Here is a 15776-nt window from a genome sequence, read left to right on the forward strand (position 1 = left end):
TAATGTGTTAAAAAGACTAAAGGAAAAAACAAAAGAAGAAAAAGCTAGAAATACGATGAATAAAAGAATTGGTTTTTTATTTGGCGTCATCGTATTTATCTTTGCAGTAGTTGTTCTCAGGTTAGGGTATTTACAAATTGCTCAAGGTTCTCATTACAACCAACAAATAAAAAATAGTGAAAACATAACAATGAACGAAGCTGTACCGCGAGGACGCATTCTAGATAGAAATGGAAAAGTCCTAGTTGACAATGCTTCAAAGAAAGCAATTACATATACGAGAGGTAAGAAAACCTCACAAAAAGAAGTTTTAAAAACAGCAAGAGATTTATCAAAATTAATCAAAATGGATACTAAAAAAATTACACCACGAGATAAAGAGGACTATTGGATTCAAATACACCCTAAAAAAGCCAAAGCGCTAATGAAGGAAGAAGAGCAACTGCTCAATGATGGTAGTATTTCTCAAGAAGAATACGATAAGACGCTTTATAAAAAGATAACTGCAAAGCAAACTGACAAGTTATCAGATAAAGACTTACAAATACTTGCGATTTATCGACAAATGATGTCAGGATCTCCAATGGATCCACAAACGATTAAAAATGATGATGTGTCTGATGAAGAATACGCTAGAGTAGCACAAAAATTACCTGATTTACCAGGCGTGAATACGACTACTGATTGGGATAGAAAATATCCTTATAAAGATACTCTAAGAAGTATATTTGGTGATGTATCAACTCCTGAAGAAGGTATACCGAAAGAACTCGTTGATAAGTATTTAGCTAAGGGTTATTCTCGTAATGATCGTGTAGGTAAGTCTTATTTAGAATATCAATATAATGATGTTTTAAAAGGTAAAAAGAAAAAGATGAAATACACTACGGATAAATCAGGTAATGTGGTTGATTCTAAAGTGATTAGTAAAGGTTCACGAGGAGATGACCTTGTATTAAGCATTGATATTAATTTACAGAAAAAAACTGAAGACTATCTTGAAAAACAAATTAAAAAATTACGTAGTCAGGGTGCCAAAGATATGGATAATGCCATGATTGTGGTACAAAATCCTAATAACGGTGATATTTTAGCAATGGCAGGTAAGCAAATTGATAAGGACGGAGATATGAAAGATTATGATATCGGTACGTTTACTTCACAATTTGCAGTTGGATCATCAGTAAAAGGTGGTACTTTACTAGCTGGTTATCAAAACAATGCTATAGATGTCGGTGATGAAATGATCGATACTCCATTAAAATTTGCTGGTGGATTAACGAAACGTTCTTACTTTAACAAAAAAGGCAAAGTAAAGATTAACGATAAAGAAGCGTTAATGCACTCATCAAACGTTTACATGTTTAAAACAGCCTTGAAATTAGCAGGTAAACCATTCTCGCCAAATATGACATTACCACCAGATATTTCTGATGCTGGTAAGAAATTACGTAAAGGTTTAAATCAAGTTGGTTTAGGTGTTAAGACAGGTATTGATCTACCAAATGAAACAGTTGGTCAAATAGAACCATTAACGAACAACCCAGGTAATTACTTAGATTTAGCAATTGGTCAGTTTGACACATATACACCAATGCAACTTGCACAATATGTTTCAACTATCGGAAATAATGGTTACAGAATTCAACCACACATTGGTGAAGAAATTAGAAAAGCAAATAACAAAGATAGCCTTGGACCAGTAAAAAATAAAATCAAAGGTACCGTATTAAATAAAGTCAATAATAAACCTTCGGAAATAAAACAAGTTCAAGAAGGGTTCAAGATGGCATTTAATGAAAAAGAAGGTACGGGTTATCAAAGCTTTAAAGATACTGTCGTTCCATCTGCTGGTAAGACTGGTACTGCTGAGGTTTATCAAGATGGAGAATCACGTGTTAACCAAACTTATATAGGCTATGCACCACAGAAAAATCCGAAACTTGCTTTCTCAATTGTTTATACAAACCAACCTGTTCCACCACCATGGTTAAACGGTGGCGATTTAGGTCGCGATGTAATCAATTATTATTTCAAACGAGATAAAGAAGAAAAAGAAAATAAGCAAGAAAATAAACAAGAAAATAAACAACCACAAAATAACGGCCGAAATGCCAACCAAGCCATTAACCAAAATAATAGAAACGTACAAAACGGAGCGAACGCACAAAATAATCTAGTGAATAATAATAACTAATAAAGCTTGCAATCATACGATTTTAATCAAATAGTACTTTTCATTTTTAATTGTAAATGGTATTATAAATAGGTCGTATTTTAAAAGGTAAGGAGGAAATAACATGCGCGTAAATGTTACATTAGCTTGCACAGAATGTGGAGAAAGAAATTACATTACTACAAAAAATAAACGTACAAATCCTGAACGTATCGAAATGAAAAAACACTGTGCTAGAGAAAATAAGCACACACTTCACCGTGAAACGAAATAATAACCTTAACTTAAGGTAAATTTATTGCTCAATATCACATTTATTCGAGTATATAACTAATTAATAAAAATGGGAGTGGAACAGAAATCGAATTTTCTAATAGAGTATTCGCTGTCCCTCCTCGGCAAGGATGACTAGAAATTGAAAAAGCTTGATAAAAGCGTATTTTCAATTCAGTTATATATTGCCAAATTGATTAAGAGTCTGAGACATCTATTTTTGTCTCAGACTCATTTTTAATATGTATAACTTTTGAATTATTTTGTGTTAAGTTTTGTTTTGATAGTAAAAGTAATCATGAAAAATACATAAATCAAAGTTTGATGACATCAAAAACTTAAAACGTTATAATAAGATTAGTATGGAATGCAGGAAGGTGACGACTTGGATAAGAAAAGTTTACGTAAATCAATGATTGATAAAATGAAAAAGTTTTCATATAACTCAAATAAGTCGGATATAGACGCTTATTTAGCTGACCTTTTATTTGATACTGAGGAATACTTGAATGCTCATCGAATTGGAATTGTGCTTTCGATGTCTCACGAAGTAGATACATATTCAATTATTAAACAAATTTTAGATGATGGAAAACAAGTATTTGTACCCAATACTAATTATCAAGAAAAAAGTATGACTTTTAAAAGATTACTCAACCTCCAACAAATTGATAAAGACGAAAAAGGTATATATCAAGTAATGGGAGAAACTGAATTATCCAATCAATTAGATTTAGTCGTCGTACCTGGCGTAGTTTTTAACCAAACTGGTTATAGAATCGGTTATGGTGGCGGTTATTTTGATAAATTTTTACATCAATTTAACCCTACAACACTCAGTTTAATTTATGATTTTCAACTTAGTGATTTTGAACCAGAATCGCATGATCAACCAGTGAGTAAATTGTTGGTCGCTACAACAAAATAATGGAGGTAAAGATGTATACTGAAAAACATTATTGGAAAACAATATACACATGGATAAAGTATCTTAATTATGAAGTTGTCCATAGAAATCAACAGGATGATGAAATATGGTTAGCAAATAAACGTAAACAAAGCGTCGTCGTTTTTAAAAATGGCGCCAATACAACACAAGAAGTAAGATTCTCTAAAGAACGTATTATTGATCATCAAGAAGATATTACTTCTTATTTAGATTTCGAACCGAAGCATTTTAATTTATATATATTTACAGAAAAAACCTTTGCCGATGAACATTTAGATGAAACTGACCCGATCAAATTAAAAGTTAAAGTAATAAGAGAAGAACACCAAATTGACCAGTTACTACCTAATTTCGCTATAAAACAGCTATATTCTAGACGTGAAAAGCAAACGCCAACTTTTTATAAAAATCGTGTATTACATAATGGTGAATTAGAAAAACATATGATTAAATTCGCGCCCGTTACATATAGTCTCATTGCGATTAATGTCATTATATGGCTGTTTATGATTGTTTATTTAAATCATTTTTCAGATATTAAACTGCTAGATGTTGGAGGACTTGTACACTTTAATGTCGTACATGGTGAATGGTATCGATTAATTAGCTCAATCTTCTTACATTACAATTTTGAACACATATTCATGAATATGTTGAGTTTATTTATTTTTGGTAAGATTGTTGAATCGATTATTGGTTCATGGCGAATGTTAGGCATCTTTATTATTTCTGGGATTTTTGCTAACTTTGCTTCACTTTCATTTAATACCGATACAGTGTCGGTTGGAGCAAGTGGTGCGATATTTGGTTTAATCGGTGCAATAATTGTATTTATGTATTTGAGTCAAAAATACGATCGTAAATTGATTATCCAATTACTCGTTGTAATCGCAATTTTAATATTATTATCTTTATTAATGAGTAACGTGAATATCGTAGCGCATATTGGTGGTTTTATTGGTGGTGCATTAATTACTTTAATGGGGTATTACTTTCATAAAGATCGTAATCGATTTTGGATTGTAGTAATTATCATTTTATTACTTTTTATTGCTGCACAAATACGTTTGTTTACAATTAAGGAAGTAAATATTTATAATGCCATCATTACAAAAGAAATGAAAAAGGGTAACTATTCTAAAGCAGACAAAATGGTTGATCAAACTTTCAAGAAAAACTATGCAGATGCGCAAACGTATTATTTAAGTGGATTAATTACTTCAGAACGTTCATCTAAATCAGAAGGCATGGCAAGTTGGAAACGAGGCTTAGATCATTATCCTGATTCAGGTTTACTCAATTATCAACTTGCAGTTGCGAATAGATCCTTAAACGATAATGATAAAGCCAAAAAGTACATTAGAAAAGCAGTAAAAATTGATCCAAACAATTCAGACTATAAAGATTTACAAAAAGAGTTGAGCGATTAATTTGAAGCAACAAAAGCTTGCAACATTTTATGATGTGCAACAATTATTGAAACAATTCGGCTTTATTATTTATTTCAAGGATAAAGATGATATGTATGAGATGATGAAACAAGAAATTAAATCACTTTACCAATATGATTTAATCTCAAAAAATGATTACTTACAATGTATATTAATTATTAATCAACGACAAAAAGAAAAATAATGATTCACTGAAGAGGTAGGAATCCAAGGTACCTGAGACATTAACCATTAAGTAAATGTTCAGAGCTTACTAAGGTAATTCCTTCCTCTTTTTTATTTAATTATGTGTATATGATTTATTAATATTCATGCGACTTATCGTAGTTAAACAAGTTGATTATAATTGCAATTGATAAAGTATTAATATTAAAATAGGTATAAATACAGATTCTATTGTAATTCTAATAGAAAAACCATATTCGATTTTTTCATTCAATTATAGAGCAATTTGTCTTTTTATTTAATAAGTAAAAATATTACATATTGTTTCATTTAAATATTATTTGAAATGCTTTTTAACATGTATTATTGCAACTATAATTGTATGTTTGAATCTTAATTCAAGAAGGATGAGTAATTGATGAAGAAAATTATTTTAGCAGCAGATATAGGTGGTACGACTTGTAAATTAGGTATCTTTGATGAAAATTTAGAAAGATTATCTAAGTGGTCCATAGATACAGATACTTCAGATTCGACAGGTTATCAATTATTGAAAAATATACACGATTCACTCGTTGAACATGTGGAAAAATCTAACTATACGATGAGTGATGTTTTAGGTGTTGGTATTGGGGTGCCAGGTCCTGTCAATTTTGCAACAGGTGAAGTTTACGGTGCAGTAAATTTATACTGGAAAGAAGTAGTAAATGTGCGTAACATATATGAACAATTTGTCGATTGTCCCGTTTTTGTAGACAATGATGCCAATGTAGCTGCGTTAGGTGAAAAACATAAAGGTGCTGGACAAGGTGCAGATGATGTTGTCGCAATAACTTTAGGAACAGGATTAGGTGGAGGCATTATTTCAAATGGTGAAATCGTCCACGGACATAATGGTTCTGGAGCTGAAATAGGCCACTTTAGAGTAGACCAAGATCAACGTTTTAAATGTAACTGCGGCAAATCAGGGTGTATAGAAACTGTTGCATCGGCTACCGGTGTTGTAAATTTAGTTAATTTCTACTATCCAAAATTAACGTTCAAATCATCTATACTACATTTAATCAAAGAAAATAAAGTTACAGCCAAAGCTGTTTTTGATGCTGCTAAAGCGGGCGATCAATTTTGTATTTTCATAACTGAGCGCGTGGCAAACTATATTGCATACTTATGTAGTATATTAAGCGTTACGAGTAACCCTAAATATATTGTGCTCGGTGGTGGAATGTCAACAGCAGGGTTAATTCTAATCGAAAATATTAAAACAGAATATAGAAATATCACATTTTCTCCAGCGCAAGAAGGAACGGAAATTGTTCAAGCCGAGCTAGGTAACGATGCCGGAATAACAGGTGCAGCAGGACTCATATATACTTATATATTAGAGAAGGACGGTGTTAAATAATGGCAATTGTAGACGTAGTTGTAATTCCAGTAGGTACTGAAGGTCCAAGTGTTAGTCAGTATATTGCAGAAATTCAAACAAAGTTAAAGGAATATAAAGCAGAAGGTAAAATTGATTATCAACTTACACCTATGAACACGTTAATTGAAGGGGATTTAAAGGATTTATTCGAAGTGGTACAAGCAATTCATGAGTTACCATTCAATAAAGGACTTGACCGTGTATGCACAAATATTAGAATTGATGATAGACGTGATAAATCTCGTAAAATGGATGATAAAATTCAAGCAGTAGAAAGTCATTTAAATAAAGGTGTAGATAAATAATGAGAATTTCAAAATTAACATTAGGTATTGCAGATACAAATACGTATTTTATAGAAAATGATCAAGATTTAATTATAGTTGATCCTGCGAGTGACAGCGATTTAATCATTAAAAAGGTCAATCAAATTAATAAACCGGTAAAAGCAATTTTATTAACACATGCACACTTCGACCACATCGGTGCACTGGATGATATTGCTCAGCATTATGATGTGCCAGTTTATATGCATCGTGAGGAATTCGATTTCTTAACAGACCCAGAGAAAAATGGATCGGCTAAATTGGTTCCACGTGGCTTTGAAAAAGTAACTAGCCAAGTTCAACCAAAGCCTTTAGATGAAGGGAATACTGAAATTGAAGGTTTCAAATTTAAAGTACTTCATACGCCAGGTCATTCACCAGGAAGTTTAACTTATGTATTTGACGATTTTGCAGTTGTCGGTGATACTTTATTTAAACAAGGTATTGGGCGTACAGACTTATACAAAAGTGATTACGAAACTTTAATTGATTCAATTAAAGATAAACTATTTGAACTTGAAGACGATTTGCCATTATTCCCAGGCCATGGTGAATATACTACAGCGGCAGAAGAAGAAAACAATCCTTTTATAAATGGATAAATTAAAGTAAAACAACGACCTCCTACGTGTATATATGTAGGAGGTGATTTTTTTGAAACAGTTGTTTCGTAATATAATTAATAAAGCCATTGAACAAGAAGCGAGTGATATTCATTTTATCCCGTCAGAACAAGAGGTCGCGCTCAAATTTCGTGTAAATGACCAGTTTATTGATGTAGAGACGATACAATTACAGCTTTATAAGAAATTATTAACCTTTATGAAATATCAAGCTGGTTTAGATGTTTCAAATCATAACAGTGCCCAAAGTGGTAGACACTTGTATAAATTAAAGCAATTGTATTTTTTACGTATATCAACGTTACCTTTGTCACTTGGAAATGAAAGTTGTGTTATCCGCATTATTCCCCAATATTTTCAAAAGCAAAGCCAAGTAAATAATATTGATAATTTATACCGGTTAATGAATAAGAAACAAGGATTGATATTATTTAGTGGGCCTACTGGATCAGGTAAGAGCACTTTAATGTATAACATGGTATTGTATGCGAAAGAACATTTAAATCTCAATATCATAACTGTAGAAGATCCTGTTGAAAGACTAGTGAAAGGCATAACTCAAATTTCAATAAATGAAAAGGCAGGGATTAATTATGCTTCTTCATTTAAAGCGATATTAAGGTGTGATCCCGATGTGATTTTAATTGGTGAAATAAGAGATGCTTCAATTGCTAAATATGTTATCCAAGCTAGTCTTAGCGGTCACCTCGTTTTATCTACCTTACATTCCAGTGATTGTAAAGGAGCATTGTTAAGATTATTAGAAATGGGAATCAGTAAACAAGAAATATGCCAATCTATTATAAGCATGCTTAGTCAACGTTTAGTAACAACATCTGATCAACAAAGAAAATTAATTTATGAGCATCTCACAAAGAATGATATTAAATACTTCTTCGATAATGGTTTATCATTACCTAATGATTTTCAAAACTTAACATATTACCTAAAACAAATGTCGAAGGAGGGAGTGATTTGTGAATCAACGATTGAAAGATATTTATAATTTCTTTCGCTATCGTAAATTAAATGATTATGAAAAGATAGAGATACTACAAAGACTACGCAATTTAATAAGCCATGGTTTTACTCTATCGGAAGCATTTACGTTCTTATTATCTAATATTAAATTTTGTTCTCCCCGTTTGACTGAAAATATTTTAAATGAATTAAAGAACGGTGCGAATTGTTCTGACATTTTAAAGATATTAAATTACCCTAAGACAATTGTAATGCTCATATATTTTTCTGAAATGTTTAGTGAATTAACGATTAGTCTAGCACATGCTGAAGACTATATGTTAGCAAACTATAAAGCTAAGAAAGCACTATATAAGAATCTTCAATATCCTCTCGTATTATTAGGGTTATTCCTCACAATGTTAGTTGTTTTAAATCAAACTATTATCCCTGAGTTTGAAAGTTTATATCAAAATATGGATGTACAGGTGTCAAATTTACAACTATATTTATCACTTTTTATTATGACTTTACCTAGAAATTTATTTTTAACATTTATTCTCCTATTAATACTTTCTTTACTATTACTCCTCATATTTCGCAAACTTTCAATCTATAATAAACATCGCTTTTTATTATTCATCCCAATCATTCGTCAATTTTTTAAATTATATAAAACTTATCGTCTTGCATCAGAATTTTCATTATTTTACAAGAATGGGATAAATTTACAAAAGATCGTAGATATTTATTCCAAGCAAAATGACGACCCTTACTTGTTATTTTTAGCAAATGAAATAAAGTTTGGTACTCACCAAGGGCAAAGTCTCAGTGAAATATTAATCAATATTTCTTGTTTTGATAAGGATTTAATTACCTTTATTGAAGAAGGTGAGAAAAAAGGAAAGGTTGATATTGAATTAAAACTATTTAGTGAAATGATCATGACAAGAATCGAACGAAAACTTCAAACGCTTATTAAATTCATACAACCATGTGTATTTCTATTATTAGCATTTTTAATCGTATCTTTATATCTCGTTATCATGTTACCAATGTTCGATTTGATGCAGACAATAAAATAATTTTAGGAGGCAAAGTTATGAAGAAAAATTTAAAAGTTATTAAAACTAAAGCATTTACTTTGATTGAAATGTTACTCGTGCTTTTAATTATAAGTTTGTTACTTATTTTAATCATTCCAAATATAGCGAAACAATCTAAACATATTCAATCTACAGGGTGTGAGGCTCAAATAAAAATGGTTGAGAGTCAAATCGAAGCTTACACATTGAAACATAATAAAAAGCCAGATTCGATCGAAATCCTCGTATCAGAAGGTTATATTAAGAGTAATCAAAAACAATGTAAAAATGGTTCAACTTTATCTATAAATAATGGTGAAGTAGTTGCGAGTTCTTAAAGCCTTTACTTATTTAGAAATGATTTTTGTTTTAGGTATTATTAGTATTTTACTTTTTATACAAACGCAATTTTTACACGGCGACATCAACGAAAATCAAATGCATCAACATAAATTAAAAAACATTATTGCACATTTTACTTATCTTAAGTCTCAAGCTATACGTAATCAACATTATGTATCAGTCATTTTCGATAAATATTCAAATAAAATCAAAATAATGGAACTGGAACACCGACATACACCAATTGAGCTAGGACAAGAAAGTTATATTCATCCTCGCACAAATTTAAATTATGTATCTTTTGATAAGCGAGGACATATTAATAAATTTGGTTCACTTTATATTTCAATTCAAAATAAATTATATCGAATCATATTTCATATCGAAAAAGGGCGTATGCGTTTTGAAAAAGTTAAAATGTGAAGCTTCATTATGTTTAGACGCCTTACTTTCGTTTGCACTAATAATGACAATATGCACTATTTTTATACCCATGTTAAAACAGCAAAATATGACTACACTAAATAAATTAAATGATATTGAAATGAAAAGGCGCCTAATTACGATTATTCAAAACTCTTCGAAAAATCAATTAAAATCAGGTATTTCAACAGATGAATATAAAATAAAACTAGACGCCAAAAAATTATGTATTGCTAAAAAGGGAACAAAGGATGAAAAATGTTATACGAAGAATTAATGCTTTTACGTATATAGAAGCTATTTTTACACTTTTTATCACTGTATTAATATTATCAGTAGTACCTATATTAATAAAAACATCATCTACCATCCATCAGGTTTACAATAATCCAGCTTTTGTTGAATTAGAATTTTATGCATATGATATGACTAAAGACTTGCAGTCAGCAAAAAATGCAGAATTTCATACAAACATTAGTAATGACACACTTATAATGAAAACTAAGCACAGAATAACACGTTATGAATTTAAAAATTTTAAAATCGTCAAAACGATAAATGGTGGTGGAAATATTACTATGCTTAATAATGTATTGAATGTCAGATATGAAATTAAAAACAAAACAATCGTTGTACATCTTAAATTATTAGAAAGTGGACATAAATTTGAAAAAACTATTTATTTTTAAATGTAAAGCCTACATGTATCCTTTTGTCACAGTTCTTTTTATGCTATATTTATCTTTAATTACATCGAATATTTATCAATTTTCAATGCAACAAAAAACATTAGATAATTTAGAAAAATCATATGAAAAACGACTTCATATATTAATCAAAGAGGAAGATATATTTGGCAAATAACAGTAGACATCCATTAATTTTCATCGGATTTATGGGAACTGGTAAATCCACTTTAGCAAAACATATTTCGAACAATGAACAACTTTCATTTGTTGATTTAGATAGTTATATTGTAAAAAAAGAAAACAAATCGATACCTCAAATCTTTTCAGATAGTGGTGAAAGTGGTTTTAGAAAGCTCGAAACAAAGTATTTAGAAGAATGTATTAACAAATATGATGTGATAGCTACAGGTGGGGGTATTATTGAAAGCGCTACTGCTCTAAAATTATTTGCATCACAGCAATATGTATTTTGGTTAGATTGCGATTTAAATATTATCTATGACAGGATTAAAAATGATTCTAATAGACCCAATGCTAACAATAAAAGTTATTCAGAATTAAATGACTTGTATTTGAAAAGGGTTTCAAGATATAATGAAATCGCATTCACGAAATTAGATAGTGCAAATCCAATTTCAATCTTATATGAAGTTGTGATGAATCATATTAATAGCGATTGATCAGTATTAGAGAGAATGTGGTTGGGCAAAATATCCCTAAATTTTTTGTATTTTAGGTTTTATCATTTTGTTCAATACCCATCGCCGAAGGTGCAAGTTATACGAAACTCTCAGGCAAAAAGGATAATACTGTGACGCAAACCTGAAAATTATTAACAGGGTAGGCTTTGTCTACTCTGTTTTTTTAATATCAAATGTAGGAGGGGTATGAATGTCTAGTGAATTAAAGAAAACACCTTTATATCAAAGTTTTGTTGATGCTGGTGCTAAAATTGTTGAATTTGGTGGTTGGGCAATGCCTGTTCAATTTTCAAGTATTAAAGAAGAACATAACGCAGTCAGAAACAGCATGGGTTTATTTGATGTAAGTCATATGGGTGAAGTACTCATTAAAGGTAAAGATGCATCAAAGTATGTTCAATATTTATTGACGAACGATACTGACAAAGTTACTACAAGCAAAGCTCAATATACTGCTTTATGTAATGATGAGGGCGGTATCATTGATGATTTAATCACATATAAATTAGATGAAAATGTTTATTTGTTAGTTGTGAATGCAGGCAATACTGTAAAAGATTTTGAATGGATTCAACAACAATCAGAACAATTTGACGTTGAAGTACAGAATGTATCAGATAAATACGGTCAATTAGCCTTACAGGGTCCTGAGGCAAGAGCATTCGTAAAAGAGCATGTCGACACCGACATCGATGAAATGAAGCCGTTTGATTTCAAACAACATGTTTCATTTTTTGATAAAGAAGTGATTCTTTCCCAGTCTGGATATACTGGTGAAGATGGATTTGAAATTTATTGTAATTCTGAAGATTGTGAATTCTTATGGGAAAAATTATTATCATTTGATATTCAACCATGTGGTTTAGGCGCAAGAGATACTTTAAGACTTGAAGCTGGGTTGCCATTGCACGGCCAAGATTTAACAGAAGAAGTTACACCATATGAAGCAGGAATAGCTTTTGCAGCTAAACCCTTAATTGAAGCTGAATTTATAGGAAAATCTGTGTTGAAAGATCAAAAAGAACATGGTTCAAAAGTGAGAGCAATCGGTATTGAAATGATAGATAAGGGTATCCCAAGAACGGGATATATTATATTTGATAATGATGAAAATGAAATTGGTATAGTCACTTCAGGTACTCAGTCACCTTCAAGTGGAAAATCAATTGGTTTAGCTCAAATTGACCGTGAAGCATTTGAAATGGGTAAAGAAATCATTATTCAAGTTAGAAAAAGAAAAGTAAAAGCAAAAATTGTAAAGAAAAATCATATAACTGAATAAAACAAAGGGGTGTTATTGTGAGTCATCGTTATATACCACTTACAGAAGAAGATAAAAAAGAAATGCTCAGTACCATTGGTGCGCAATCAATTGAAGATTTATTTGGTGATGTACCAGAAAATGTACGTCTGAATAGAGAATTAGCTATACCGGATGAAGAATCAGAAACTACTTTAACAAAAAGATTAAGTAGAGTCGCTCAAAAAAATGTTACGAAAGAAACACATACATCATTTTTAGGTGCAGGTGTTTATGATCATTATGCACCATCTGTTGTAGATGCTATGATTTCACGTTCAGAGTTTTATTCTGCATATACACCTTATCAACCTGAGATTTCGCAAGGTGAGCTTCAAGCTATTTTTGAATTTCAAACTTTAATTTGTGAATTAACTGATATGGATATTGCAAATTCTTCTATGTACGATGGGATTACGAGTTTTGCCGAAGCATGTATCTTAGCATTTAATCAAACTAAGAAAAATAAAATAGTAGTTTCTAAGGGGATGCATTATCAAGCGTTACAAGTCCTTAAAACTTATATAAAAACACGTAAAGAATTTGAAATTGTAGAAGTGGATTTAGATGGTACGATTACAGACCTCACTAAATTAGAAAATGCAATTGATGATGATACAGCAGCAGTAGCGGTTCAATATCCGAATTTCTATGGTTCAATTGAAGATTTAGAAAAAATACAATCATTCATTAAAGACAAAAAAGCATTATTTATTGTATATGCTAATCCATTAGCGCTCGGTTTACTTACACCACCTGGAAGTTTCGGCGCAGATATTGTGGTAGGGGATACACAAACTATCGGTATTCCTACACAATTCGGTGGTCCACATTGTGGCTTTTTTGCTACTACAAAAAAGTTAATGCGTAAAATACCAGGTCGTCTAGTAGGCCAAACAGAAGATAAAGATGGTTACCGTGGATTTGTTTTAACACTTCAAGCACGTGAACAACATATTCGCCGTGATAAAGCCACATCAAATATTTGTTCAAACCAAGCATTAAATGCGCTTGCGTCATCTATATGTATGTCTGCTTTAGGTAAACAAGGTGTTTATGAAATAGCAGAGCGCAACTTTGAAAATGCTAATTATGCAAAAACACAATTCAAACAAGCTGGTTTCGAAGTATCAGATGCAACATCATTTAATGAATTCGTAGTTAAATTCGATTCACCAATTAAAGATATCAATGATGCTTTAATTCAAGAAGGTATCATCGGTGGTTTTGATTTAGGAGAAGCTGATTCAAAGTTTAATAATCATATGCTCATTGCAGTTACTGAATTACGAACAAAAGATGAGATTGATACATTCGTTAAGAAAGCAGGTGAAATCAATGGTAAGTAAATCTAGTCCACTTATATTTGAACGTTCAAAAAAAGATCGTTTTGCATATTCATTGCCAAAAAAAGAAATTGATAATAATGCAGTTGAAGACTTATTAGATGATAAATTTGTCAGAAAAAATAAAGCAGAATTACCTGAAGTTGCAGAATTAGACTTAGTACGCCATTACACAGAACTTTCTAATAAAAACTTTGGGGTTGATTCAGGTTTCTATCCACTCGGTTCATGTACGATGAAGTACAATCCTAAAGTCAATGAAAAAGTAGCACGTATTCCTGGCTTTGCAGAGTCTCATCCTCTTCAAGATGAATCTCAAATACAAGGCTCATTAGAAATTATTCACAGTTTACAAGAAGAGTTAAAAGAAATTACTGGTATGGATGAAGTCACTTTACAACCTGCTGCTGGCGCCCACGGTGAGTGGACAGCACTCATGATTTTCAAAGCATATCATGAAAAAAACGGAGAAGGTCATCGTGACGAAGTGATTGTGCCAGATTCAGCACACGGAACGAACCCAGCTTCTGCAGCATTCGCTGGTTTTAAATCTGTAACTGTTAAATCGAATGAACGAGGCGAAGTTGACATTGACGATTTAAAACGTGTGGTAAGTGGTAACACAGCCGCGATTATGTTAACTAACCCAAATACACTAGGTATTTTCGAAAAAAATATTATGGAAATACGTAATATTGTACATGAAGTTGGCGGGCTATTGTATTATGATGGAGCAAACTTAAATGCAATTATGGATAAAGTTAGACCAGGAGATATGGGCTTCGATGCTGTTCATTTAAACTTACACAAAACATTTACCGGTCCACATGGAGGCGGTGGCCCTGGTTCAGGTCCTGTTGGTGTAGTTAAAGAACTTGCAAGTTTCTTACCTAAACCAATGGTCGTTAAAGACAACGATGTTTATAAATATGATAATGACATCAAAGATTCTATTGGACGTGTAAAACCATTTTACGGAAACTTTGGTATTTATCTGAGAGCATATACTTATATCCGTTCTATGGGGAATAAGGGCTTACAAGAAGTATCAGAAGCAGCAGTCCTCAACGCAAATTACATTAAAGCTCGCTTAAAAGATCATTTTGAAGTGCCGTACGAACAATTTTGTAAGCATGAGTTTGTATTAAGTGGTTCTAAACAAAAAGCTGAAGGTGTGCGTACACTAGATATGGCAAAACGTTTACTAGATTTTGGTTTCCATCCACCAACAATCTATTTCCCACTTAATGTCGAAGAAGGTATGATGATTGAACCAACAGAAACTGAATCTAAAGAAACGTTAGATTTCTTCTGCGATACAATGATACAAATTGCAAATGAAGCTAAAGAAGATCCAGATAAAGTATTAGTAGCTCCGCATACAACAATTATTGATCGCTTAGATGAAACTCAAGCAGCACGTAAACCAGTATTAAAATTTGAAGGATTAAAAAGCGAAAAATAAATAAACCTCAACTTTAAAAAATTGAACTAACAAAAATAAAAATAAGCGCATGAATAACATCAATATAGATGTATTT

At 31.4% G+C, this 15776-nt stretch carries 18 protein-coding genes and 1 riboswitch; all 18 genes read left to right on the plus strand.

Annotation, left to right across the window (positions count from 1 at the left end):
• Positions 1-4: 4 nt before the first annotated feature.
• The 18 genes from NGI30_RS04890 (at position 5) to gcvPB (ending at position 15700) form a co-directional block, all read left to right on the plus strand.
• A complete protein-coding gene (locus NGI30_RS04890) occupies positions 5-2197 on the plus strand; it encodes a penicillin-binding transpeptidase domain-containing protein (RefSeq protein WP_251942881.1) in 2193 nt (730 codons plus the stop codon).
• A 103-nt stretch (positions 2198-2300) separates the two neighbouring features.
• Positions 2301-2450, plus strand: a complete 150-nt coding sequence (gene rpmG, locus NGI30_RS04895) for a 50S ribosomal protein L33 (protein ID WP_251520629.1) — start codon at positions 2301-2303, stop codon at positions 2448-2450.
• Between the two features lie 384 nt (positions 2451-2834).
• Positions 2835-3377, plus strand: a complete 543-nt coding sequence (locus tag NGI30_RS04900; RefSeq protein WP_251520632.1) for a 5-formyltetrahydrofolate cyclo-ligase — start codon at positions 2835-2837, stop codon at positions 3375-3377.
• 11 nt (positions 3378-3388) lie between these two features.
• The gene (locus tag NGI30_RS04905) at positions 3389-4828 is read left to right on the plus strand and encodes a rhomboid family intramembrane serine protease (RefSeq protein ID WP_251942883.1); all 1440 of its coding nucleotides are present in this window, start codon (positions 3389-3391) and stop codon (positions 4826-4828) included.
• A gap of 1 nt (position 4829) precedes the next feature.
• A complete protein-coding gene (locus NGI30_RS04910; protein WP_251520638.1) occupies positions 4830-5033 on the plus strand; it encodes a YqgQ family protein in 204 nt (67 codons plus the stop codon).
• A 399-nt stretch (positions 5034-5432) separates the two neighbouring features.
• Complete coding sequence (locus NGI30_RS04915) at positions 5433-6419, plus strand: glucokinase (RefSeq protein WP_251942885.1); 987 nt, start codon at positions 5433-5435, stop codon at positions 6417-6419.
• A complete protein-coding gene (locus NGI30_RS04920) occupies positions 6419-6745 on the plus strand; it encodes an MTH1187 family thiamine-binding protein (RefSeq protein ID WP_251520646.1) in 327 nt (108 codons plus the stop codon). Before NGI30_RS04915 ends, NGI30_RS04920 begins: the two co-directional genes overlap by 1 nt.
• Positions 6745-7368: an MBL fold metallo-hydrolase gene (locus tag NGI30_RS04925; RefSeq protein WP_251942887.1), complete on the plus strand. Its 624-nt coding sequence runs from the start codon at positions 6745-6747 to the stop codon at positions 7366-7368. The genes NGI30_RS04920 and NGI30_RS04925 overlap by 1 nt, the downstream gene beginning before the upstream one ends.
• Positions 7369-7420: 52 nt before the next feature.
• Complete coding sequence (comGA, locus tag NGI30_RS04930; protein ID WP_251942889.1) at positions 7421-8395, plus strand: competence type IV pilus ATPase ComGA; 975 nt, start codon at positions 7421-7423, stop codon at positions 8393-8395.
• Complete coding sequence (gene comGB, locus NGI30_RS04935) at positions 8367-9434, plus strand: competence type IV pilus assembly protein ComGB (RefSeq protein WP_251942891.1); 1068 nt, start codon at positions 8367-8369, stop codon at positions 9432-9434. The genes comGA and comGB overlap by 29 nt, the downstream gene beginning before the upstream one ends.
• 17 nt (positions 9435-9451) lie before the next feature.
• Complete coding sequence (comGC, locus tag NGI30_RS04940; RefSeq protein ID WP_251520656.1) at positions 9452-9772, plus strand: competence type IV pilus major pilin ComGC; 321 nt, start codon at positions 9452-9454, stop codon at positions 9770-9772.
• Positions 9759-10199, plus strand: a complete 441-nt coding sequence (gene comGD, locus NGI30_RS04945) for a competence type IV pilus minor pilin ComGD (protein WP_251942893.1) — start codon at positions 9759-9761, stop codon at positions 10197-10199. Before comGC ends, comGD begins: the two co-directional genes overlap by 14 nt.
• A complete protein-coding gene (locus tag NGI30_RS04950; RefSeq protein WP_251520662.1) occupies positions 10180-10476 on the plus strand; it encodes a hypothetical protein in 297 nt (98 codons plus the stop codon). Before comGD ends, NGI30_RS04950 begins: the two co-directional genes overlap by 20 nt.
• Positions 10451-10888 (plus strand): ComGF family competence protein, encoded by a 438-nt coding sequence (locus NGI30_RS04955; RefSeq protein WP_251520665.1) that lies wholly within the window; start codon positions 10451-10453, stop codon positions 10886-10888. Before NGI30_RS04950 ends, NGI30_RS04955 begins: the two co-directional genes overlap by 26 nt.
• A 206-nt stretch (positions 10889-11094) precedes the next feature.
• A complete protein-coding gene (locus NGI30_RS04960) occupies positions 11095-11568 on the plus strand; it encodes a shikimate kinase (protein WP_251943924.1) in 474 nt (157 codons plus the stop codon).
• A riboswitch (glycine riboswitch) is annotated at positions 11565-11705 on the plus strand. It overlaps the preceding gene by 4 nt.
• Before the next feature lie 74 nt (positions 11706-11779).
• Positions 11780-12871: a glycine cleavage system aminomethyltransferase GcvT gene (gene gcvT, locus NGI30_RS04965; RefSeq protein ID WP_251520668.1), complete on the plus strand. Its 1092-nt coding sequence runs from the start codon at positions 11780-11782 to the stop codon at positions 12869-12871.
• Positions 12872-12888: 17 nt separating this feature from the next.
• Positions 12889-14238 carry an aminomethyl-transferring glycine dehydrogenase subunit GcvPA gene (gene gcvPA, locus NGI30_RS04970; RefSeq protein WP_251942895.1) on the plus strand — a complete coding sequence of 450 codons (1350 nt, stop codon included), beginning with the start codon at positions 12889-12891 and terminating at the stop codon, positions 14236-14238.
• Complete coding sequence (gene gcvPB / locus NGI30_RS04975; RefSeq protein WP_251942897.1) at positions 14228-15700, plus strand: aminomethyl-transferring glycine dehydrogenase subunit GcvPB; 1473 nt, start codon at positions 14228-14230, stop codon at positions 15698-15700. The genes gcvPA and gcvPB overlap by 11 nt, the downstream gene beginning before the upstream one ends.
• Positions 15701-15776 lie beyond the last annotated feature (76 nt).

The sequence above is a fragment of the Staphylococcus sp. Marseille-Q5304 genome, from assembly GCF_943737015.1.
Classification (GTDB): domain Bacteria; phylum Bacillota; class Bacilli; order Staphylococcales; family Staphylococcaceae; genus Staphylococcus; species Staphylococcus hsinchuensis.

What these genes read in the sequence shown, in the direction of transcription:
- NGI30_RS04915 (WP_251942885.1), top strand. Translation starts at nt 5,433, where the DNA reads ATGAAGAAAATTATTTTAGCAGCAGATATAGGTGGTACGACTTGTAAA.
- gcvPB (WP_251942897.1), top strand. Translation starts at nt 14,228, where the DNA reads ATGGTAAGTAAATCTAGTCCACTTATATTTGAACGTTCAAAAAAAGAT.
- gcvT (WP_251520668.1), top strand. Translation starts at nt 11,780, where the DNA reads ATGTCTAGTGAATTAAAGAAAACACCTTTATATCAAAGTTTTGTTGAT.
- comGC (WP_251520656.1), top strand. Translation starts at nt 9,452, where the DNA reads ATGAAGAAAAATTTAAAAGTTATTAAAACTAAAGCATTTACTTTGATT.
- NGI30_RS04905 (WP_251942883.1), top strand. Translation starts at nt 3,389, where the DNA reads ATGTATACTGAAAAACATTATTGGAAAACAATATACACATGGATAAAG.
- rpmG (WP_251520629.1), top strand. Translation starts at nt 2,301, where the DNA reads ATGCGCGTAAATGTTACATTAGCTTGCACAGAATGTGGAGAAAGAAAT.
- NGI30_RS04925 (WP_251942887.1), top strand. Translation starts at nt 6,745, where the DNA reads ATGAGAATTTCAAAATTAACATTAGGTATTGCAGATACAAATACGTAT.
- NGI30_RS04955 (WP_251520665.1), top strand. Translation starts at nt 10,451, where the DNA reads ATGAAAAATGTTATACGAAGAATTAATGCTTTTACGTATATAGAAGCT.
- NGI30_RS04960 (WP_251943924.1), top strand. Translation starts at nt 11,095, where the DNA reads ATGGGAACTGGTAAATCCACTTTAGCAAAACATATTTCGAACAATGAA.
- NGI30_RS04920 (WP_251520646.1), top strand. Translation starts at nt 6,419, where the DNA reads ATGGCAATTGTAGACGTAGTTGTAATTCCAGTAGGTACTGAAGGTCCA.